Here is a 16,840-nt window from a genome sequence, read left to right as displayed (position 1 = left end):
GTATGAGTGATATAACGGCATTCAACAACTGCATGAGCGTGTTCTGGCGGCAACATGAAGCCGAACTCTCTCGCTTCCTGACATCGAAGACAGGTGATAGCGAAAAAGCAGCCGACCTTCTGCAAGAGCTATTCCTGCGTGCCCGCGCTCATTCAGACAGTTTCTGCGAGATGGAGAATCCGCGAGCCTGGCTATATCGGGCGGCGAGGAATCTGCTGATTGATGAGTACCGCACCACCAGGAAGTTTGTTGAGCTGGAAGAAGATGCCCTATTAACAGACGCATCCCCTGATGCAATCTCAATGCTGGGTATATGCCTGCCTGAAACATTACAGGCTTTACCCGAAGATGAGCGGTGGTTGATTGAAGAGTCCGACCTTAACCGGCGTCCCCAGCAGTCCCTGGCCGATGAACTGGGAATTACGCTTACGGCGTTTAAATCCCGACTACTTCGGGCCAGAAAACACCTGAAAGAGACGATGACAGAACTTTGTCAGATCGAGGCGGATGACACGTCTTCCGTCTGCTGCCACAAAAAAATGAATTAATCGCGCATCTTTTCCCCACCACCTTCGTTTACTTCAGTGTAAAGCCAAATGACTAAACACTGAGGTAAACACTCCATGTCAAAAATTGAGATCTTTGAAGCTGCAGGCTGCTGCGCAACCAGTAGCGTTGTGGTCAGTGACGAAGCCGTCAAATGGAACGCCAGCGCCGAATGGGCGAAAAAGAATGGCGTTGATATACAGCGCTACAGCCTTGCGAATAACCCGCAGCAGTTCCTGAATTCACCGGTCATTAAAGAGTTTCTGAACACATCAGGGATGGAGTCTCTCCCTGTCACCTTGCTCGACGGCAAACTCGTGATGGCAGGCAAACTCCCGACTCGTGAAGATATCGCCCGTTGGGCAGGTATTCCGCTTAGTCAGGACTGGAGTGAAGACAGCACGCAACCACGCTGCTGCAGCATTCCACGTATGCCTTAATTCCAGAGGAGCAATCACTGATGAATATGCCATTTTTAAAAGACATTCCCCCGTTCATCTTTTTCACTGGCAAAGGTGGCGTGGGTAAAACATCCCTGGCCTGTGCTACTGCGGTATGGCTGGCCGATCAGGGTAAGAGAACGCTTCTGGTGAGTACCGATCCGGCTTCCAATGTCGGCCAAGTCTTTAGCCAGACTATCGGCCACCGAATCACAGATATCAGTACCGTAGAAAATCTTGCCGCAATGGAAGTTGATCCGATGGCTGCAGCACAGGCATATCGTGACCGAGTACTCGACCCGGTTCGCGGGCTGATGCCAGCTGATGTGGTCAGCAGCATTGAAGAACAGCTCTCCGGTTCATGCACTACGGAAATCGCGGCATTTGATGAGTTTACTGGTCTTCTTACCAACCATGAGTTGCGGGAAAAGTATGACCATATCGTATTTGATACTGCGCCAACCGGTCATACCATCCGTATGCTTGAGTTGCCGGGGGCCTGGAGCGGTTATCTTGAAGCGAACCCTGATGCCGCCGCTAACCTCGGGCCGCTGGTGGGGCTGCAGAAACAACAGCACCAGTACTCAGACGCGGTTAAGGCGCTGTCTGATGCAGCTCTCACGCGCTTGGTTCTGGTTGCCCGAGCCCAAGCTTCAACACTGAAAGAAGTCTCTCATACGCACGATGAGCTTTCTGCTATCGGTTTGCAGCATCAACACCTTGCCATTAATGGCGTGCTGCCGCCGTTTGCGGGTGAAAATGATCCACTGGCGCAAAGTATTCTGGCTCGAGAAGAAAAAGCATTACAGGCAATGCCAGAGAACCTGGCGAACCTTCCCCGCTCGCAGCTGTATCTGAAGCCATTTAATCTGGTCGGTCTGGAAGCCCTGCGTCTGTTATTTACGGAGAACAAAGCCTCGCTGCCGCTCCCTGCTACCACGCTGAATACTTTGGATTTACCGAAACTTGCCTCTCTGGTAGATGAACTCAGCCAGACAGGCAAAGGGCTGGTCATGACGATGGGTAAAGGCGGTGTGGGCAAAACGACTGTTGCGGCATCGGTGGCGGTATCTCTGGCAAAACGCGGCCATAAAGTCCATCTGACCACGTCCGATCCGGCAGCACATCTGTCTTATACGCTGGATGGCTCGCTGCCAAATCTTCAGGTCAGCCGTATCGACCCGAAAGTTGAGACAGAACGTTATCGCCATTTTGTACTGGAAAATCAGGGGAAAGGGTTAGATGCGGAAGGGCTGGCGGTGCTGGAGGAAGACCTCCGCTCGCCATGTACTGAAGAGATCGCCGTCTTCCAGGCATTCTCGCGGATCATCAAAGAGGCAGACGATCATTTTGTTATTATGGACACCGCGCCAACGGGTCACACACTTCTGCTACTGGATGCAACAGGAGCCTATCACCGGGAAATGGTGCGTCAGATGGGGCAAACACATGACCATGTGATGACGCCAATGATGCAATTGCAGGACCCGGAAAAGACGAAGGTGATTATCGTGACGCTTGCCGAAACGACACCGGTACTGGAAGCAGCAAACCTGCAGCAGGATTTGCGTCGGGCTGAAATTGAACCATGGGCATGGGTAATTAATAGCAGTCTGGCTGCTGCAAAACCGTCCTCACCGTTCCTCGTAACCCGAGCCAGTCGCGAACTGCCGCTGATAAATGACGTTACAGAGCAGTATGCAAAGCGCATTGCATTAGCGGCACTGCAAAATGAAGAACCCGTAGGTACGGCTCTGCTGGCAAAAATGGCAGGCTAACAGATGGGGCTGCGGCCCCATCTTCTGTAGCCAAACTTTTGCTTATACAGGTTATAAGTTTAAGTACTTAACCTGCTGTCGCGAATTCCGGTAGTTTGTAAAACACCATTACTGGAGTAACACGATGCACATTATTAATGCTGAAGAACAGCACATTACCGCGATACGCAATATCTATGCTCACCATGTTCTGCATGGTACAGGTAGCTTCGAAACCGAACCTCCGGATACGCAGGAAATGCTTAACCGACTGAGGAGCATTCAGTCTCGGGGATTCCCTTGGTATGTCGCTCTGCATGGCGATACGGTCATCGGCTACTGTTATATTTCCCGTTACCGCGAACGCCATGCCTATCGGTATACGGTCGAAAATTCGATATATATTGATTCGGCTTATCAGCGACAGGGCGTCGGAAAAGCACTGCTCGATCATGCATTAAAATGGGCCGAGTCCGAAGGCTATCGCCAGATGATTGCTGTTGTGGGTGACAGCGCTAACGTCGCTTCTGTAGCGCTTCATATCCGCGCAGGATTTACTGAAATAGGCACATTAAAGGACATTGGTTTCAAACATGGCCGCTGGCTTGACACGGTTTTGCTGCAAATGAAACTTGGTGAAGGGAATAGTACTCTGCCAGAAGATTCAGATCTTATGCTCTGAGGCAGGAATAAGGGGGCGTCTGCCCCCTTTATGTTTATTTCAATCGCTTACCTGTTTCATCAACGACTTTCTCGCCGTCTTCCTTTGCAAATGCGCCTTTTTGCGCATCCGGAAGAATATCCAGTACCACTTCGGAAGGGCGGCACAGACGCGTTCCCAACGGTGTCACCACAATAGGGCGGTTAATCAGGATCGGATGCTGAAGCATAAAATCGATTAACTGATCGTCAGTAAACTTATCTTCCGCAAGCCCCAGTTCTTCATAAGGCTCGACGTTTTTACGCAGCAGCGCCCGTACTGTAATCCCCATATCTGCGATAAGTTTGACCAGTTCATCGCGTGACGGTGGATTTTCAAGATAATGAATAACGGTCGGTTCATTACCGCTGTTGCGGATCATCTCCAGCGTATTACGCGACGTGCCGCAGGCCGGGTTGTGATAAATGGTGATATTGCTCATATCAGTATCTCATTATAAAGTGAAAGAGAGACGTAGCGCCAGCGCTGCCAGCGTTACAAACAGCACAGGCAGAGTCATGACGATCCCGGTGCGGAAATAGTATCCCCAGGTGATGGTCATATTCTTCTGTGAAAGGACATGCAGCCAGAGCAGCGTTGCCAGGCTACCAATAGGTGTAATTTTAGGTCCCAGATCGCAGCCAATCACGTTGGCATAAATCATCGCTTCTTTGATAACGCCTGTTGCGGTGCTGCCATCAATAGAGAGAGCGCCAACCAGCACGGTAGGCATGTTGTTCATTATGGAAGACAGGAAAGCCGTCAGGAAGCCAGTACCCAGCGTCGCAGCCCAGAGTCCTTTATCCGCCAGTACATTCAGCACACCAGAAAGGTATTCGGTTAGCCCGGCGTTGCGCAGACCGTAGACCACCAGATACATCCCCAGCGAGAAAATAACGATCTGCCAGGGTGCCCCACGCAGCACTTTACCGGTGTTAATGGCATGGCCTCGTTTAGCTACCACAAACAGGATCACAGCGCCAACAGCCGCAATCGCGCTAACTGGAATACCGAGCGGCTCGAGGACAAAGAACCCTACCAGAAGAAGGATCAACACAATCCAGCCGGTTCTGAAGGTTGCCAGATCTTTAATCGCCTTTGCCGGTGCTTTCAGGAGAGCCAGGTCGTAAGTCGGTGGAATATCTTTGCGGAAGAACAGATGCAGCATCACCAGCGTGGCGATAATAGCGGCAATATCCACCGGCACCATTACCGACGCATACTCAGTGAAGCCCAGACCAAAGAAGTCTGCAGAAACGATGTTAACCAGGTTCGACACGATAAGCGGCAGGCTGGCCGTATCGGCAATAAATCCGGCGGCCATGACAAATGCCAGCGTGGTGCCTTTGCTGAACCCTAATGCCAGCAGCATGGCGATGACTATCGGCGTCAGAATAAGTGCCGCACCATCATTGGCAAACAGTGCCGCCACCGCTGCACCGAGCAGAACGATATACGTAAAGAGTAAACGGCCATGACCGTTACCCCAGCGGGAAACGTGCAGCGCTGCCCATTCGAAAAAACCGGATTCATCGAGCAGCAGGCTGATAATAATTACGGCAATAAAGGTCGCCGTCGCGTTCCAGACGATATTCCACACCACCGGAATATCTCCCACATGCACAACGCCAGATATCAGAGCCAGTCCCGCGCCCAGCATTGCACTCCAGCCGATCCCTAATCCCTTAGGCTGCCAGATAACCAAAACAATGGTCAGGACAAAAATAGCGCCTGCCAGTAACATAAAACCTCCTGACAGGGCGACTTTGCCGCCCTGTATATGCAAAAAAATTAACTCATCAACTCTCTGAGCTTTTCAATACCGGCGGGCTCTGACGCCATCACCGGAACAAGCGCTATGCGCTCAGCGTGCTGATTCTTAACAGCCTCAATCTGAGGCAGTTCCTGATGAGCACGCTGGCAAAGCAACGGAGAACGCGTATCCGCAATGGAAAGGCTGTTATTGATAATCCAGCCCCACGGATGAATCCCCGCTCTTTCAAGGTCAGCCTGCAGGTTTGCCGCTTCCAGTACCGGTGTGGTTTCAGGAAGCGTAACAAGCAGAACTTTGGTTCTATCCGGGTCCTGAAGCTGCATCATTGGGGTAGTAAAATGACCTTTACTCCCCATTTTTTTGGCAATCTCTCGGTGGTAAGCCCCGGTCGCATCCAGCAGTAACAGCGTGTGTCCCGTAGGGGCGGTATCCATGACAACAAACCGTTTACCCGCTTCACGAATCACCCGGGAAAAGGCCTGAAACACAGCAATTTCTTCAGTACAGGGAGAACGTAAATCCTCTTCCAGTAGCCGTTTCCCGGCCTCATCCAGATCCCTGCCTTTCGTCTCAAGAACATGCTGACGATAGCGTTCAGTTTCATCGTGAGGGTTGATTCGGCTGACCTGCAGATTCTTGAGGCTGCCATTCAGCGTTGTACTGAGATGTGCAGCGGGATCTGAGGTGGTGAGATGGACATCAAATCCCATATCCGCCAGCCTGACAGCGATGGCTGCAGCCATCGTGGTTTTACCTACGCCACCTTTGCCCATCAGCATAATCAAACCGTGTTCACTGCGAGCGATATCATTGACCAGGCCAGAGAGCGATAAGTTTTCAGGCGTGTACAGGATGTTCGTTACCGGGAGCGGTAATGCCTCAGAATGGGTATCCAGCAGTCCCTTCAATGCTGAAACACCAACCATATTGACTGGCTGTAGTAATAGGGTATCTGTCGGTAGCTCAGATAAACCGGCAGGAAGATTCGCCAGTGCCTCCTGCTCACGTTGCCAAGTCGCTGCGGCCAGGGCGTCATGTTCAGCTTCGGCTTTAGGCAGCACACCATTAATCACCAGATACTGGTTTTTCAGGCCAATTGCGGCGAGTTCTTCATGGGTGCGGGCGACTTCCTGCAGCGTAGATTTTTGCAGTCGTGCAACCAGAACCAGGCGGGTACGTTCAGGATCGGATAACGCCTCTACCGCATGAGCATACTGCTCACGCTGCTTTTCCAGTCCGGCCATTGGGCCAAGACAAGAAGCACCATCTGGATTACTTTCAATGAAGCTACTCCAGGCACCGGGAAGCTGGAGAAGGCGAATCGTGTGGCCCGTCGGCGCTGTATCAAAAATAATGTGATCGAAACGGGTCAGCAGGGAAGCGTCTGTCAATAAGCCGGTGAACTCATCAAACGCCGCAATCTCAGTCGTACAGGCTCCTGAAAGCTGCTCGCTGATACTGTTAACAACGTCATCAGGCAGAAGACCTTTGATAGGCTCAACGATTCTGGCGCGGTATTGCTGGGCGGCTTCCTGCGGATCAATCTCCAGAGCAGAAAGCCCAGGAACTGCTGTCACAGGGCGAATGGTATTACCGATAGCCTGATCGAACACCTGACCGACATTGGAGGCTGGGTCAGTACTGACCAGCAAAACTCGCTTACCCTGTTCAGCAAGGCGGATAGCCGTCGCGCAGGAAATAGAAGTTTTTCCTACACCACCCTTACCGGTAAAAAACAGGTAAGGCGGGATATTCTGTAAGAATTTCATATGTCCTCCTGACATATTCAGCAACAGGAAGTATTACCACCACAGCAGCTGGTGGGAGCTAACCCTACCTTCTCCAGCGGAATACCGAACCAGCGAGCCAGCTCAGCGCGTTTTGGGTATCGCCCTGCCATCACTGTTTCACCGTCCAATAGCAGTAACGGAAGCCCTTCTGCTCCAGATGCTTCGAGGAATGCTTTCGCTTTCTCATTCTGAACAAAGCTCATGGGCTGCTGCGTCAGGTTGTAACGTTCAACCTGTACACCACGTCCTTTCAGCCACTGCACATCAGCAGAAAAATCAACCAGAACCTGATCGACATCTGAGCCACATACGCCGGTACTGCAGCACATTGCCGGGTCAAACACCGTTAACGTCTTCATTCTGAATACCTCACATTCGTAAAATCATATATGTTCAGGCAAATTTTTTAGATGCAAACAGTCTTACCGCTACCAGAGCAGTTTGCCGATGCCAGCTTACGGGCGATGGCCTGTACGTCGTCCTGTTGGCTTAACCAGGCCTGCTCAATCACCTGAGCGGCCCAGGAAGGAATATGCGGGGATAAGCGGTAGTGAACCCACTTGCCCTGTTTACGGTCCAGCAATAGACCACTTTCCCGGAGCATTGCCAGGTGGCGGGAGATCTTGGGCTGTGACTGTTCTAGCGCAGTACAAAGGTCGCACACGCACAGCTCTCCCATCTCTCTAAGCAGCAACACAATGCCCAAACGGGTTTCATCGGAGAGGTTTTTGAAGAGTTGTAATGCTGTAAAAATCATAGTCGTTCCCCTACCTATCTGGCTCTATGATACTCGGCGAAAGATTCCTTGCAAGATCACATATGGTAAATCAAATGTATAGCATTAATAGCGAACGCACAAACTTGTGCGTTCGCTATTAACTAAAGGAATCATTCAGTAAGCCGACAAGTATCGACAAAAATATCGAGGTTTAAATCCAAAGGTTTTGATAAAAATGTTCTCTCATGCTTCCCATCACCAATAAAGAATAAATTCGTACCATCAGGGAAGTATCGATTTTTAATATCTTTAACCTTGGCTCTTCGGAATGCACTTATCTCTTTACCATCTTTCAAGAGGTTATCTTCAGCATACTCAGACATTGATATAAATGATTGAGTATCAGTCGGAAGATTTTTTCCCACAAACGACAGTATGAGATCAAAATTTCTGTCATCGATATCTTCCTTAAGAATTGCGTCAAGCATAAATGGAAGTCGATGTATATTGTCTGTTTTTCTTATTAAAGAATTTAATGCAAAATGATATGACATTACAGTTTTATGAAGTTCAACCCCTTGAAAAGGAAATGAATTTATTTTATAAAGTTCTGTATATCTAGGTTCTGTTACATTGAACAACTGCATATCATTAAGATATTTTTTAAATATTTCCTTGAAATCTTTTTCTTTGTTAAACCGCTCGACAAAAAGAGACTGCTCCTCTCCCATCCCATCAATTAATCCTTTAATTTCATCAGACCTTTTTGTATATTCTTCTATCTCTTCATGAATATTGCCTAACAGACGTATGTTTGCTTTATTATCGATCCATGTGTTGACAGATAAATTTTGTGATTTTTTCTCAAGAAAATATGAATACTTTGAAGATATATCAATTTCTAACTTTTTAATCTTCGCAAGTGAACTATTAATGTCAGACTGTATTTTTTGTATTTTATTATTTATTTGCTCCGATAGTTTATCAGTATCATTGATGTTTTGATAATAACCATATAACCCTTCTAAGGAATAAGGAAGTATTTGCGTACATGCAGGACAACGATCAATATTGTTATAGTTTTGGTTTTTAATATTTCTTTTAGTTCTTCTTAGTATCTTGACATGATTTTTAGTTAAGGATAACTTATTACACAAACCAGTATATACATCACGTTCTTCATCTAATGATGCTACTAATTTAATATAACCATCTATATACTTCTGAGCCTCATCACCAAACTCTTCATCCAGTAATTTAGAAACAACAAAGTGAGGCTCGGCGCTATATTTATTCAATGAGGAGATCTTCGACTGAAGTTGTGCCCGCTCTTTTGTTAATTTATAAAAATATTCTTTATCAAAAGAATTTTCTATGCCAAGATAATAATCAAGATACGTATCTTTAAAGTCTTTATAAAAACCAAGATTAGAGAATGACTCTCTCAAATAAACCCACCCTACAGATTGAGAAATATAATAAGGCAGGAACATGCATTCTATCGATGCTTTTTTTAGCTCACCCTTCTGTTCTAAAAGCATGTTAAAATCAAATAATTGAGATAACATCTCCTTAAGCTTCACATGTTCAACTCGACCATCAGAGTCAATTCCATGAAAACTAAAAACATTTCCCCCATCCTCTTTTAAATATATGCTACCAAGCTCTCTTACTATTATATATTTTTTATCTACGCCTCCTTTAGTGATGCTGAAATCCAATCTGAACGTAGGGTTGTATCGAATAATTTCGCTCAAGCCATCTTTAACATCGTTAATTCCAAAGGTAAATAAAATACTCTGTATTAAAGTACTTTTACCTGAGGTATTACACCCACTTATTATGTTTATTTTATTTGAAAACTTTTGGTCGAAATATAAATTATGACTTTCAGAGACAACAAACAATCTATCAAATTTTATAATTGTCTTCATGGTTTACCTTAATCGTAGCACTCAACGTATGAACACAGAACTGCAAAAAATGTATCAATATTATCTAGGTTTATAGAATGAGATTTTCTAACATTATCAACATATGCAGTTAATGCGTCTTGAAGAGAAAAATATTGAGTTGTGTAATCATTATTTCTAACAAAGTCTTTAATGATTTGATAATCGTAATTACTCATATCCTTGAGTAGTTCAAAAGAGTTAAGTATATAGTTTTCATGATTTTTCTGTATGCTAAGTGGTATTCTGAATTTCATTGAGAATTGCTGTGCTTCGTCACGCCAATAGTCGAATGCCTTTTGCTGTGAATCAATTATATTCATAACTTTCTTAACATCTTCGCCTTCAACCCTTTTTGTTGGATCGAGTAGACATATTTCCTGCCCTTGATTATATACAGTTTCCACATTTCTAAAAAGAGCAAGTATTACCTCGATGGCTGCTTTCGGGTCAGCTATATGAGAAAACTTTCTAGACATAAGTCCAATAAGCGATTCTTTTTGTTTTGCAGCTGTTCTTGGAAAATCTACCCACTGAATTTTTAGGTTACTTAGTTCTTTACGATGGAAAACAGAAGATTCTTCATTACAAATATCTGTAACTTTCTCTTCAATTTTATTCTGAATGTTTTTATGTAATTCATCATAAGCACAGATAGAGTTTTGCTCATTAATCCTTAATATCTGCTCAGTAATACCTTCTTTTTTTAAAGCCTTTGACGGTGAGTATTTTAATTCTATTTCTGTATTTGATATAAATGTTAGCTGGTGTTTATAATCTTCACTTTTTTCAAAAGCATCATTTCTTAAGTTTTCGCCCACCAATAGTATTTTAGATACCATCTCAGAAAACCTAGAATCGATAGTCCATATTTTCCCGCTAAGTTTCTTTGCTTGATAGGCATGTATCTCGTTTATATAACTTAAGCAATCAGTTTTATAACAAAATAGAAAATCATCGTGATGTTCGATACAAATAAAGAACTCTTTATTGATAAAAGAATTGAAATTATCTAACAAAAGATACAATGCACAGTTTCTTTGAAACTCAAAACCAGTTAACGCATCAACCCCGGCGTTTGCCGCTTTATTTTTAGCCACCCTGCTCTCCTACAACAGCTAAAAATTTCCATCGTCATCCAGTGATGGATGTGGATGCAAATTAAACCATTTAAGGCGATGTTTATCACGAAAATCAAAAAAAATAAATTTGTAAGATCACTTTTAGTGATCTAATGCACTGTTTTACATACTGTTTTTTTATACAGTTAAAAGATAGTACTTCTAGGGAAAACTTTAAAAATTAGTTTTCCCTATTTACAGACTTATACAACCTTAGTTAAAGATGCTTCAATATAATCCGCATACCACTGCATCATCTCCTTCCTCCCCTCCAGATATTGAGCATGGTTATACGTTCCACGAATTGAGTTCTTATCGACGTGAGCCAGTTGTAACTCAATCCATGCTGAGTTGAATCCCTGCTCATGCAAAATGGTACTCATCGTGTGGCGGAATCCATGCCCTGTAACGCGCCCGGCATAGCCGATACGCCTTACCAACACAGTTAATGCCATATCACTCATCGGTTTCTTAGGATTATTACGTCCTGGGAACAGCAACGTTCCTGCTCCAGTCATGGGTTTAAGCTGATTAAGCAGGTCAATTGCCTGGCTTGATAACGGAACCAGATGAGGTCGGCGCATTTTCATTCGCTCTGCTGGCACGTTCCAAACCTTCCGCTCAAAATCAAATTCCTGCCACTCCGCTTGCCTCAACTCCCCAGGCCTTACTCCTGTCAGAATAAGTAATTGCATCGCAATCTTAACAAGCACACTACCGGCATAGGTGTTCAGAGTCCGAAGAAACTCTGGCAATTCATCCTGGGTTAAAAAAGCATAGTGCTCTTTCTCATGAGGAGTCACGGCGCTGGCTAGATCTGGTGCTGGATTGTACTCGGCCCTGCCAGTCACAACGGCATACTTCCAGACTTCTCCACAACGCTGGCGAACCTTACGGACCTTCTCAGTTGCTCCTCGAGCTTCTATTTTTGAAAGAACTGCAAGCAACTCCATCGGCTTGATATCTTTGATTGGCCTGTGACCGATATAAGGAAATACATCTTTCTCAAAGGTTCTCAGCATTTCTTCGCGGTAGGAGACAGACCAGCGGTCATAGCGACGCTGATACCACTCCCGTGTGATAGCCTCAAACGAGTTTTCAGCGTCTTGTTGACGACTAAGTTTCTCAATTTTTCGTTCAAGAGAGGGATCGTTGCCAGCCGCTAATGTTCTTTTAGCATCCTCACGCTTACTTCGGGCTTCAGCTAAAGAAACATCGGGATAAACGCCAATAGCGAGCAGCTTCTCTTTACCTAACGAACGGTATTTGAGACGCCAGTATCTTTTACCGTTGGGATTAACCAGCAGGTAAAGCCCACCACCATCGGCCAGTTTGTAGGGCTTCTCTTTGGGTTTCGCAGTTTCAACCTGACGAGCAGTCAGCTTCATTGGGGGTACCTCTCAGCAGGGGGTACAATTATACCCCCATCCATACCCCCACATTGAGCTTGACCCTGGGGGAGTACAATTGAGTTCAATAGACTAATAGAATGCTATAACTGCTGATTTATCAAGGGAAAATTGAGTTTGGTAGACTTCAGGAGACTTGAGTTTGGAGCGGGCGAAGGGAATCGAAACTCTGTTTCATTTTTCCATAACGCGACGGTCATAGAATCAACATAGTAACTATTATTGATACTTGATTGCGAGATTTTAGAGGATCAATCTCATGACAATCAAGGGCCAGGAGTATCTTTATCTTTCACCGGACGGCGTTTGGCAGTTTCAAATCTACGTTCCTGCTTACATGCGCCACATGTTCGGCGGGAAGCGCCTCTACCGGAAAAGCACTGGTACAAGAGACATTTACAAGGCTCGACACTTCCGCAATCACATGCTGGTAGAGTGGAACAACCTGAAAGAACAATTCAAGCCAGATACAGAGGACAGGCGCATCCAGCTTGCGATCACTTCCCTGCACTCACAGATCCGCAAGAATAAAAACAAACCCCTGATTGAGGAGCGAGCCAGTTCTATTCCTCACCTGTGCCTATTACGTGACGAATACGCCACTGCTTACCGGGATCGGCGTTCACTGTCCACACTGAGCAAATCGGCGCGAGCCGTGGAGGTTTTTCTCCAGAGTATCGGGAAAGTTGATATCAGTTTGGATCAGATAGGACGGCGGCTGGTTACGGATTTCATCGAAGAACAGCAGAAACGCGACGTAGCAGGGCAGACGCTGCAAAACTGGTTAACGTCACTGGGAAGCCTCTATGAGTTTGCCAAACGTCGCTACGACGCTATAGCGCCGCTTAATCCGTTTCACGGCATGAACCTCGAAGCACGGCGCACTATTGAGAGCTACCAGCCGTTTGAATGGCATCAACTATCTACCCTGCTCAACGAAGCAGACGAAGAACTACGAGCCGTCATTCTGATCGGTTTGTTCTCTGGTGCAAGGCTGGACGAAATCGCCAGCTTGAAAAAATCAGATGTTGTTATAGTGGAAGGGATACAGACTTTCTTCATTAGCAAATCGAAAACGAAAGCAGGGGTTAGGCACATACCGATCCACGCTTTTCTGATCGGTATGGTGGATTATTATCTGAGTTTGAACACTGGAGATTACCTGTTACCACAGGCTAACAAGATTGAACGCAAAGACGGGAAAAAGGGGCCGTTCTATTCCCAGGCATTCACCCGCTTACGGCGTCGCGTAGTGCCTATGGCTACAGATCGCCAATGCTTTCACAGTTTGAGGGGGCATTTTATCACGTGTCTTGACCGTGCCGGAGTACCCGAACAGCGTATAGGCTACATCACGGGGCACTCTTCCCAAGCCGCAGCCACAGAAGCATTCAAGACATACAGCGCGGGGTGTTCCATGAAAGAATTGTCCGACTATGTGGAAATGGTGGATTATCCAGAGATCATCTTCCCTGAAACGGAAAAAGGGGCGTAAGCCCCTTATTTATAAACAAATTGATTAGATTAATAAGCTATTGTTTATGAATAATACACGCTAATTCTTGCTTTACGAACAAAGCAAGATTAAATAGTAACCAAAAAGCATCAAAGCCACAACACTAAAACCCAAAAAAAACCCACCCAATTCAGTAGGTTACACACTTAAATAACAGAAACCATTATTGATTTTTTGTTACAAAGACCACATTATGAATGAACCTATGTAGAAATTTAAGGTGTTTGTTATGGATACTACATTCATTGCTGAACCTATAGTAAGCATTGACGAAAAGTTGTTGGGCGTTGAGCTTCTCACTCGCTTCATTTCCCCAGATGGACGCCCCCTTCATCCTGAGTTCGTAATTTCATCTTGGGATTTAGATAGGAAACGGCTTTTCCTATACGAACAATGCGGAAACATTGCCAGTATGCAAAAGTGGTTCGAACGAAAGAATCTATTTTGTACACTGAACATTGATCAGCAAATGGCTTTTCTGATACGTCATGACTACATACTTAGACAAACTTTCGAATCGATGCCATTCATCAAACTTGAGCTTTCTGAGAATTTCCTAGGTTTAGATAAAGGATTAAAAAACCCCTTGTTAAAGGCACTGAGCCAGGGTGTAAATGGGCTATGGCTCGATGACCTTGGCGCAGGAAACGCGAATGTAGTTAGTTTGATGGAAGGATACTTTGAGGTTGTAAAAGTAGATCGCTGCTTCTTTAATCAGCAGGTGCAGAAACCAACCTTCTACCCGCTGATTGCTTCCATTCAAAAACACTGCGGCAAAGTTATTATCGAAGGGATTGAGAATCGAGAACATTTGGGAATACTGCGTGAGGTGGGGATTTGGGGATTACAGGGGTATCTTATTAAATCTGTCCCTTTTAAAAATGTGGATTCATTGCTGTAGTGTTGAAACCATCACCCCTTTGATGTATCACCCACCTGTAGACGATTGACCGGACGACATTTGCAGCGTTAGCGACTGAGCAAAGCTGGCTTGAGAAGCTCTCGCCTGGAAATCAATGTAATCGCTTAATCTTGAGCTATCGCTGGCGATAGTGAGCGGTACGGATGCCTCAAGATTTAGATTGAATGTAGGATTCACCGTGTACACTGGCGCATTGCCGCTGCTGAGTGACATTGCGGAACCACGAAGAGAATCAACATTTAGGCTGTATTGATTTGCCGCTGTTCCAGCATTACCGCCACCAACGCCCAACCAATCCATGATAGCTGGCCCCACTGAACGAGTATTGAAGCCCGTCTTATCCTGAATCCAATCCGCTGTAGCATTCGCAGAACCACCCACAGCACCATCGTAGAGGGCCTGGGCCGCTGGCTTATCGCTATTAGTGAACCACTGAGGGAAACGGGAGCGAAGCCCTTCATTCAGATCAGACACTACGCCGGAAATCTCACCAACAAAGCCCGTCACCTGTTTAGCCAGATCTCCTAATCCCTCTCCAAGCATTCCAGCCGATTCGGTGATAACTTGCGTGTTTTTAACAAGCTCGTCGCCACCGTCAGCGAAGCCTTTCATAAAGCCAGTGAATAGACTGTTATCAACACCATTCACCAGATTACCCATTGCAACGGACAGATCGCCGTAAGCGTAGGCTTGTTTGATCTGCTCGTCGTCCAGCGTCTGACCGCTATCAACCAGCTTTTTCAGAGTCGAAATAAATTGTTCACCGTTATTCTTGAAGAGATCGAGGTAATGAGCGCCATCGTCGAAAATGTTTTCCAGAAGGTGGGACAGTTCACCGTCAGAGTATCCGCGTCTTTGCCCTTCGTTAACACTGGCCTGGAGGAAGTCCAGAGGGTTGTCTTCGTATTGTGAAAGCTGCGACTTGTTCCAACCAAACTTGTTGAGGATTTCTTCAATGTTAGAGTTGCCCCCCTTCCATTTACCACTCTTCTGATCGAATTGGCTGTTCATCAGAGTTTCACTGATTTTCTCGCGCGTATCTTTCCCGAAGCCGTCAGTGATTTTGTCCACGCTGGCACTGTCTACGCCGTGTTGCTGTCCCCAGGCGACAATCGCCTTAACAGCATTAGGATTCAGTTTGGTACGTTCGGACATACGGACAAGTTCCAGATTCTCATTCCCTTTGTCACGGATACGAGACAGGATGCCAGCGCCCCCCGCAAGGGCAGCAGTAGCACCAATAAAACCAGCACCGCCGCCGATCACATTCAGCCCCTTCTCTTTGATACCAGCCGCCGCGCCTTTGTAATCCGTGCGTTTAGCGTGTTTGAGTGCTGCCGCCTGTGCCTGAGTAGATGCCGTCACTTTAGCCTGTAAAGCCGCCTCACGGCGCATGAGGGCAATTCTCTCGCGTAGCTCATAGTTCATCTTCTGACTACTGATCTGACCGCTACGGAACAATTCAGTCTGCTGGTGAGCGAATTTAGCAAACTGGTGTTGTGTGGCGGCATTAACGCCGTATTTTCCGGCTATACCTTTCATTTGGAGGTTGGCTGAGCGCCGTTTCAGGTCGGCTGTCTCATTACGTTTGGCAATCTTAGCCGCTTCCCTGGCTTGCGCTTTCCCTGCCTTTTCTGCCTGGCGTTGCTGCTGCTTCAAGTCACTGGGCGTTTTAGGCAAAGCAGATTTTGCATCAGCCACTTGTTCCCGCGCTTTAGTTCTACGTTGCTTTTGAGCCTGAAAACGAATCTTCGGGTCTTTAATCTTAGAAAAATGACGTTGAAGGTCATCTGCGGATTTTTTAGCCTCCGCAATACTCTGCTTGTCCACAACGAAGGTGACGGTATTTTTTATAACACTTGTAGAAATCTCAAGCATCACCACCACCTTTCTGATCCAAAAAGTGATGAACAGCCTGTTCCACCGTCTCACCACGGAAGATGCGCGCTCTAACGCCCGTGTAAGAAATTTCTAATAGCTCGCAAAGCTGGCTCACCTTGAGCAGTCCTTCTGCATCGTCTGCACTCAGTCGAACGTGTAAACCACGATTTGATTTGAGTATGAGTTCCACCTGTATTTTTCCTCTTGTTCTGGGGGAAACAAAAAAGGGATACCACCAGAGCCACAATTGCGCTGTGGATTAGTTTGCATCCCTGATTGAAAGCTCTTCTGTTATTTCCAGACGTGAAGAGCTA

The 16,840-nt window shown here is 46.2% G+C and carries 16 protein-coding genes; 6 read left to right on the top strand and 10 right to left on the bottom strand.

The window, feature by feature from the left end; all coding sequences use genetic code 11:
• Nucleotides 1–2 precede the first annotated feature (2 nt).
• The 4 genes from GHC22_RS04460 to GHC22_RS04445 all read left to right on the top strand — a co-directional run bounded on the left by GHC22_RS04460 (nucleotide 3) and on the right by GHC22_RS04445 (nucleotide 3,425).
• A complete protein-coding gene (locus GHC22_RS04460; protein WP_048215602.1) occupies nucleotides 3–548 on the top strand; it encodes a sigma-70 family RNA polymerase sigma factor in 546 nt (181 codons plus the stop codon).
• A 75-nt stretch (nucleotides 549–623) separates the two neighbouring features.
• Nucleotides 624–986, top strand: a complete 363-nt coding sequence (locus GHC22_RS04455; protein ID WP_149335530.1) for an arsenic metallochaperone ArsD family protein — start codon at nucleotides 624–626, stop codon at nucleotides 984–986.
• Nucleotides 987–1,006: 20 nt separating this feature from the next.
• Nucleotides 1,007–2,764 carry an arsenical pump-driving ATPase gene (arsA, locus tag GHC22_RS04450; RefSeq protein WP_062914428.1) on the top strand — a complete coding sequence of 586 codons (1,758 nt, stop codon included), beginning with the start codon at nucleotides 1,007–1,009 and terminating at the stop codon, nucleotides 2,762–2,764.
• A gap of 124 nt (nucleotides 2,765–2,888) precedes the next feature.
• Nucleotides 2,889–3,425 (top strand): GNAT family N-acetyltransferase, encoded by a 537-nt coding sequence (locus GHC22_RS04445; RefSeq protein WP_048215599.1) that lies wholly within the window; start codon nucleotides 2,889–2,891, stop codon nucleotides 3,423–3,425.
• Nucleotides 3,426–3,459: 34 nt separating this feature from the next.
• Here the strand turns inward: GHC22_RS04445 and arsC are convergent, their stop codons facing one another.
• The 8 genes from arsC to GHC22_RS04405 form a co-directional block, all read right to left on the bottom strand.
• Nucleotides 3,460–3,885, bottom strand: coding sequence for a glutaredoxin-dependent arsenate reductase (gene arsC, locus GHC22_RS04440; RefSeq protein ID WP_017880248.1), 426 nt, complete (start codon nucleotides 3,883–3,885; stop codon nucleotides 3,460–3,462).
• Between the two features lie 12 nt (nucleotides 3,886–3,897).
• Nucleotides 3,898–5,187 carry an arsenite efflux transporter membrane subunit ArsB gene (gene arsB, locus GHC22_RS04435; RefSeq protein WP_143722412.1) on the bottom strand — a complete coding sequence of 430 codons (1,290 nt, stop codon included), beginning with the start codon at nucleotides 5,185–5,187 and terminating at the stop codon, nucleotides 3,898–3,900.
• Between the two features lie 47 nt (nucleotides 5,188–5,234).
• The gene (arsA, locus tag GHC22_RS04430; RefSeq protein ID WP_153752306.1) at nucleotides 5,235–6,986 is read right to left on the bottom strand and encodes an arsenite efflux transporter ATPase subunit ArsA; all 1,752 of its coding nucleotides are present in this window, start codon (nucleotides 6,984–6,986) and stop codon (nucleotides 5,235–5,237) included.
• Between the two features lie 17 nt (nucleotides 6,987–7,003).
• A complete protein-coding gene (gene arsD / locus GHC22_RS04425) occupies nucleotides 7,004–7,366 on the bottom strand; it encodes an arsenite efflux transporter metallochaperone ArsD (RefSeq protein WP_048215596.1) in 363 nt (120 codons plus the stop codon).
• A 47-nt stretch (nucleotides 7,367–7,413) separates the two neighbouring features.
• Complete coding sequence (gene arsR / locus GHC22_RS04420; RefSeq protein ID WP_048215595.1) at nucleotides 7,414–7,764, bottom strand: As(III)-sensing metalloregulatory transcriptional repressor ArsR; 351 nt, start codon at nucleotides 7,762–7,764, stop codon at nucleotides 7,414–7,416.
• Between the two features lie 131 nt (nucleotides 7,765–7,895).
• Nucleotides 7,896–9,659, bottom strand: coding sequence for a hypothetical protein (locus GHC22_RS04415; RefSeq protein ID WP_049116110.1), 1,764 nt, complete (start codon nucleotides 9,657–9,659; stop codon nucleotides 7,896–7,898).
• 8 nt (nucleotides 9,660–9,667) lie between these two features.
• The gene (locus GHC22_RS04410) at nucleotides 9,668–10,777 is read right to left on the bottom strand and encodes a hypothetical protein (RefSeq protein ID WP_039290551.1); all 1,110 of its coding nucleotides are present in this window, start codon (nucleotides 10,775–10,777) and stop codon (nucleotides 9,668–9,670) included.
• Nucleotides 10,778–11,001: 224 nt separating this feature from the next.
• Entirely contained in the window at nucleotides 11,002–12,186 is a 1,185-nt protein-coding gene (locus GHC22_RS04405; RefSeq protein WP_048215593.1) for a tyrosine-type recombinase/integrase, read from the bottom strand.
• Between the two features lie 280 nt (nucleotides 12,187–12,466).
• On the opposite strand from GHC22_RS04405, the gene GHC22_RS04400 reads away from it, so the two are divergent.
• Both GHC22_RS04400 and GHC22_RS04395 read left to right on the top strand, forming a co-directional pair.
• On the top strand, nucleotides 12,467–13,702 hold the full coding sequence (locus GHC22_RS04400) for a tyrosine-type recombinase/integrase (RefSeq protein WP_003033850.1): 1,236 nt from the start codon (nucleotides 12,467–12,469) through the stop codon (nucleotides 13,700–13,702).
• A 250-nt stretch (nucleotides 13,703–13,952) separates the two neighbouring features.
• A complete protein-coding gene (locus GHC22_RS04395; protein WP_003033848.1) occupies nucleotides 13,953–14,624 on the top strand; it encodes an EAL domain-containing protein in 672 nt (223 codons plus the stop codon).
• 27 nt (nucleotides 14,625–14,651) lie between these two features.
• On the opposite strand, the gene GHC22_RS04390 is transcribed toward GHC22_RS04395, so the two are convergent.
• Entirely contained in the window at nucleotides 14,652–16,523 is a 1,872-nt protein-coding gene (locus GHC22_RS04390) for a hypothetical protein (protein ID WP_044699790.1), read from the bottom strand.
• Nucleotides 16,516–16,716, bottom strand: a complete 201-nt coding sequence (locus GHC22_RS04385; RefSeq protein WP_003846423.1) for a hypothetical protein — start codon at nucleotides 16,714–16,716, stop codon at nucleotides 16,516–16,518. Before GHC22_RS04385 ends, GHC22_RS04390 begins: the two co-directional genes overlap by 8 nt.
• Between the last annotated feature and the right edge of the window lie 124 nt (nucleotides 16,717–16,840).

It is taken from the genome of Citrobacter sp. H12-3-2 (genome assembly GCF_009649895.1).
Lineage (GTDB): Bacteria > Pseudomonadota > Gammaproteobacteria > Enterobacterales > Enterobacteriaceae > Citrobacter > Citrobacter portucalensis.
This window is presented reverse-complemented; position numbering and strand designations above follow the sequence as displayed.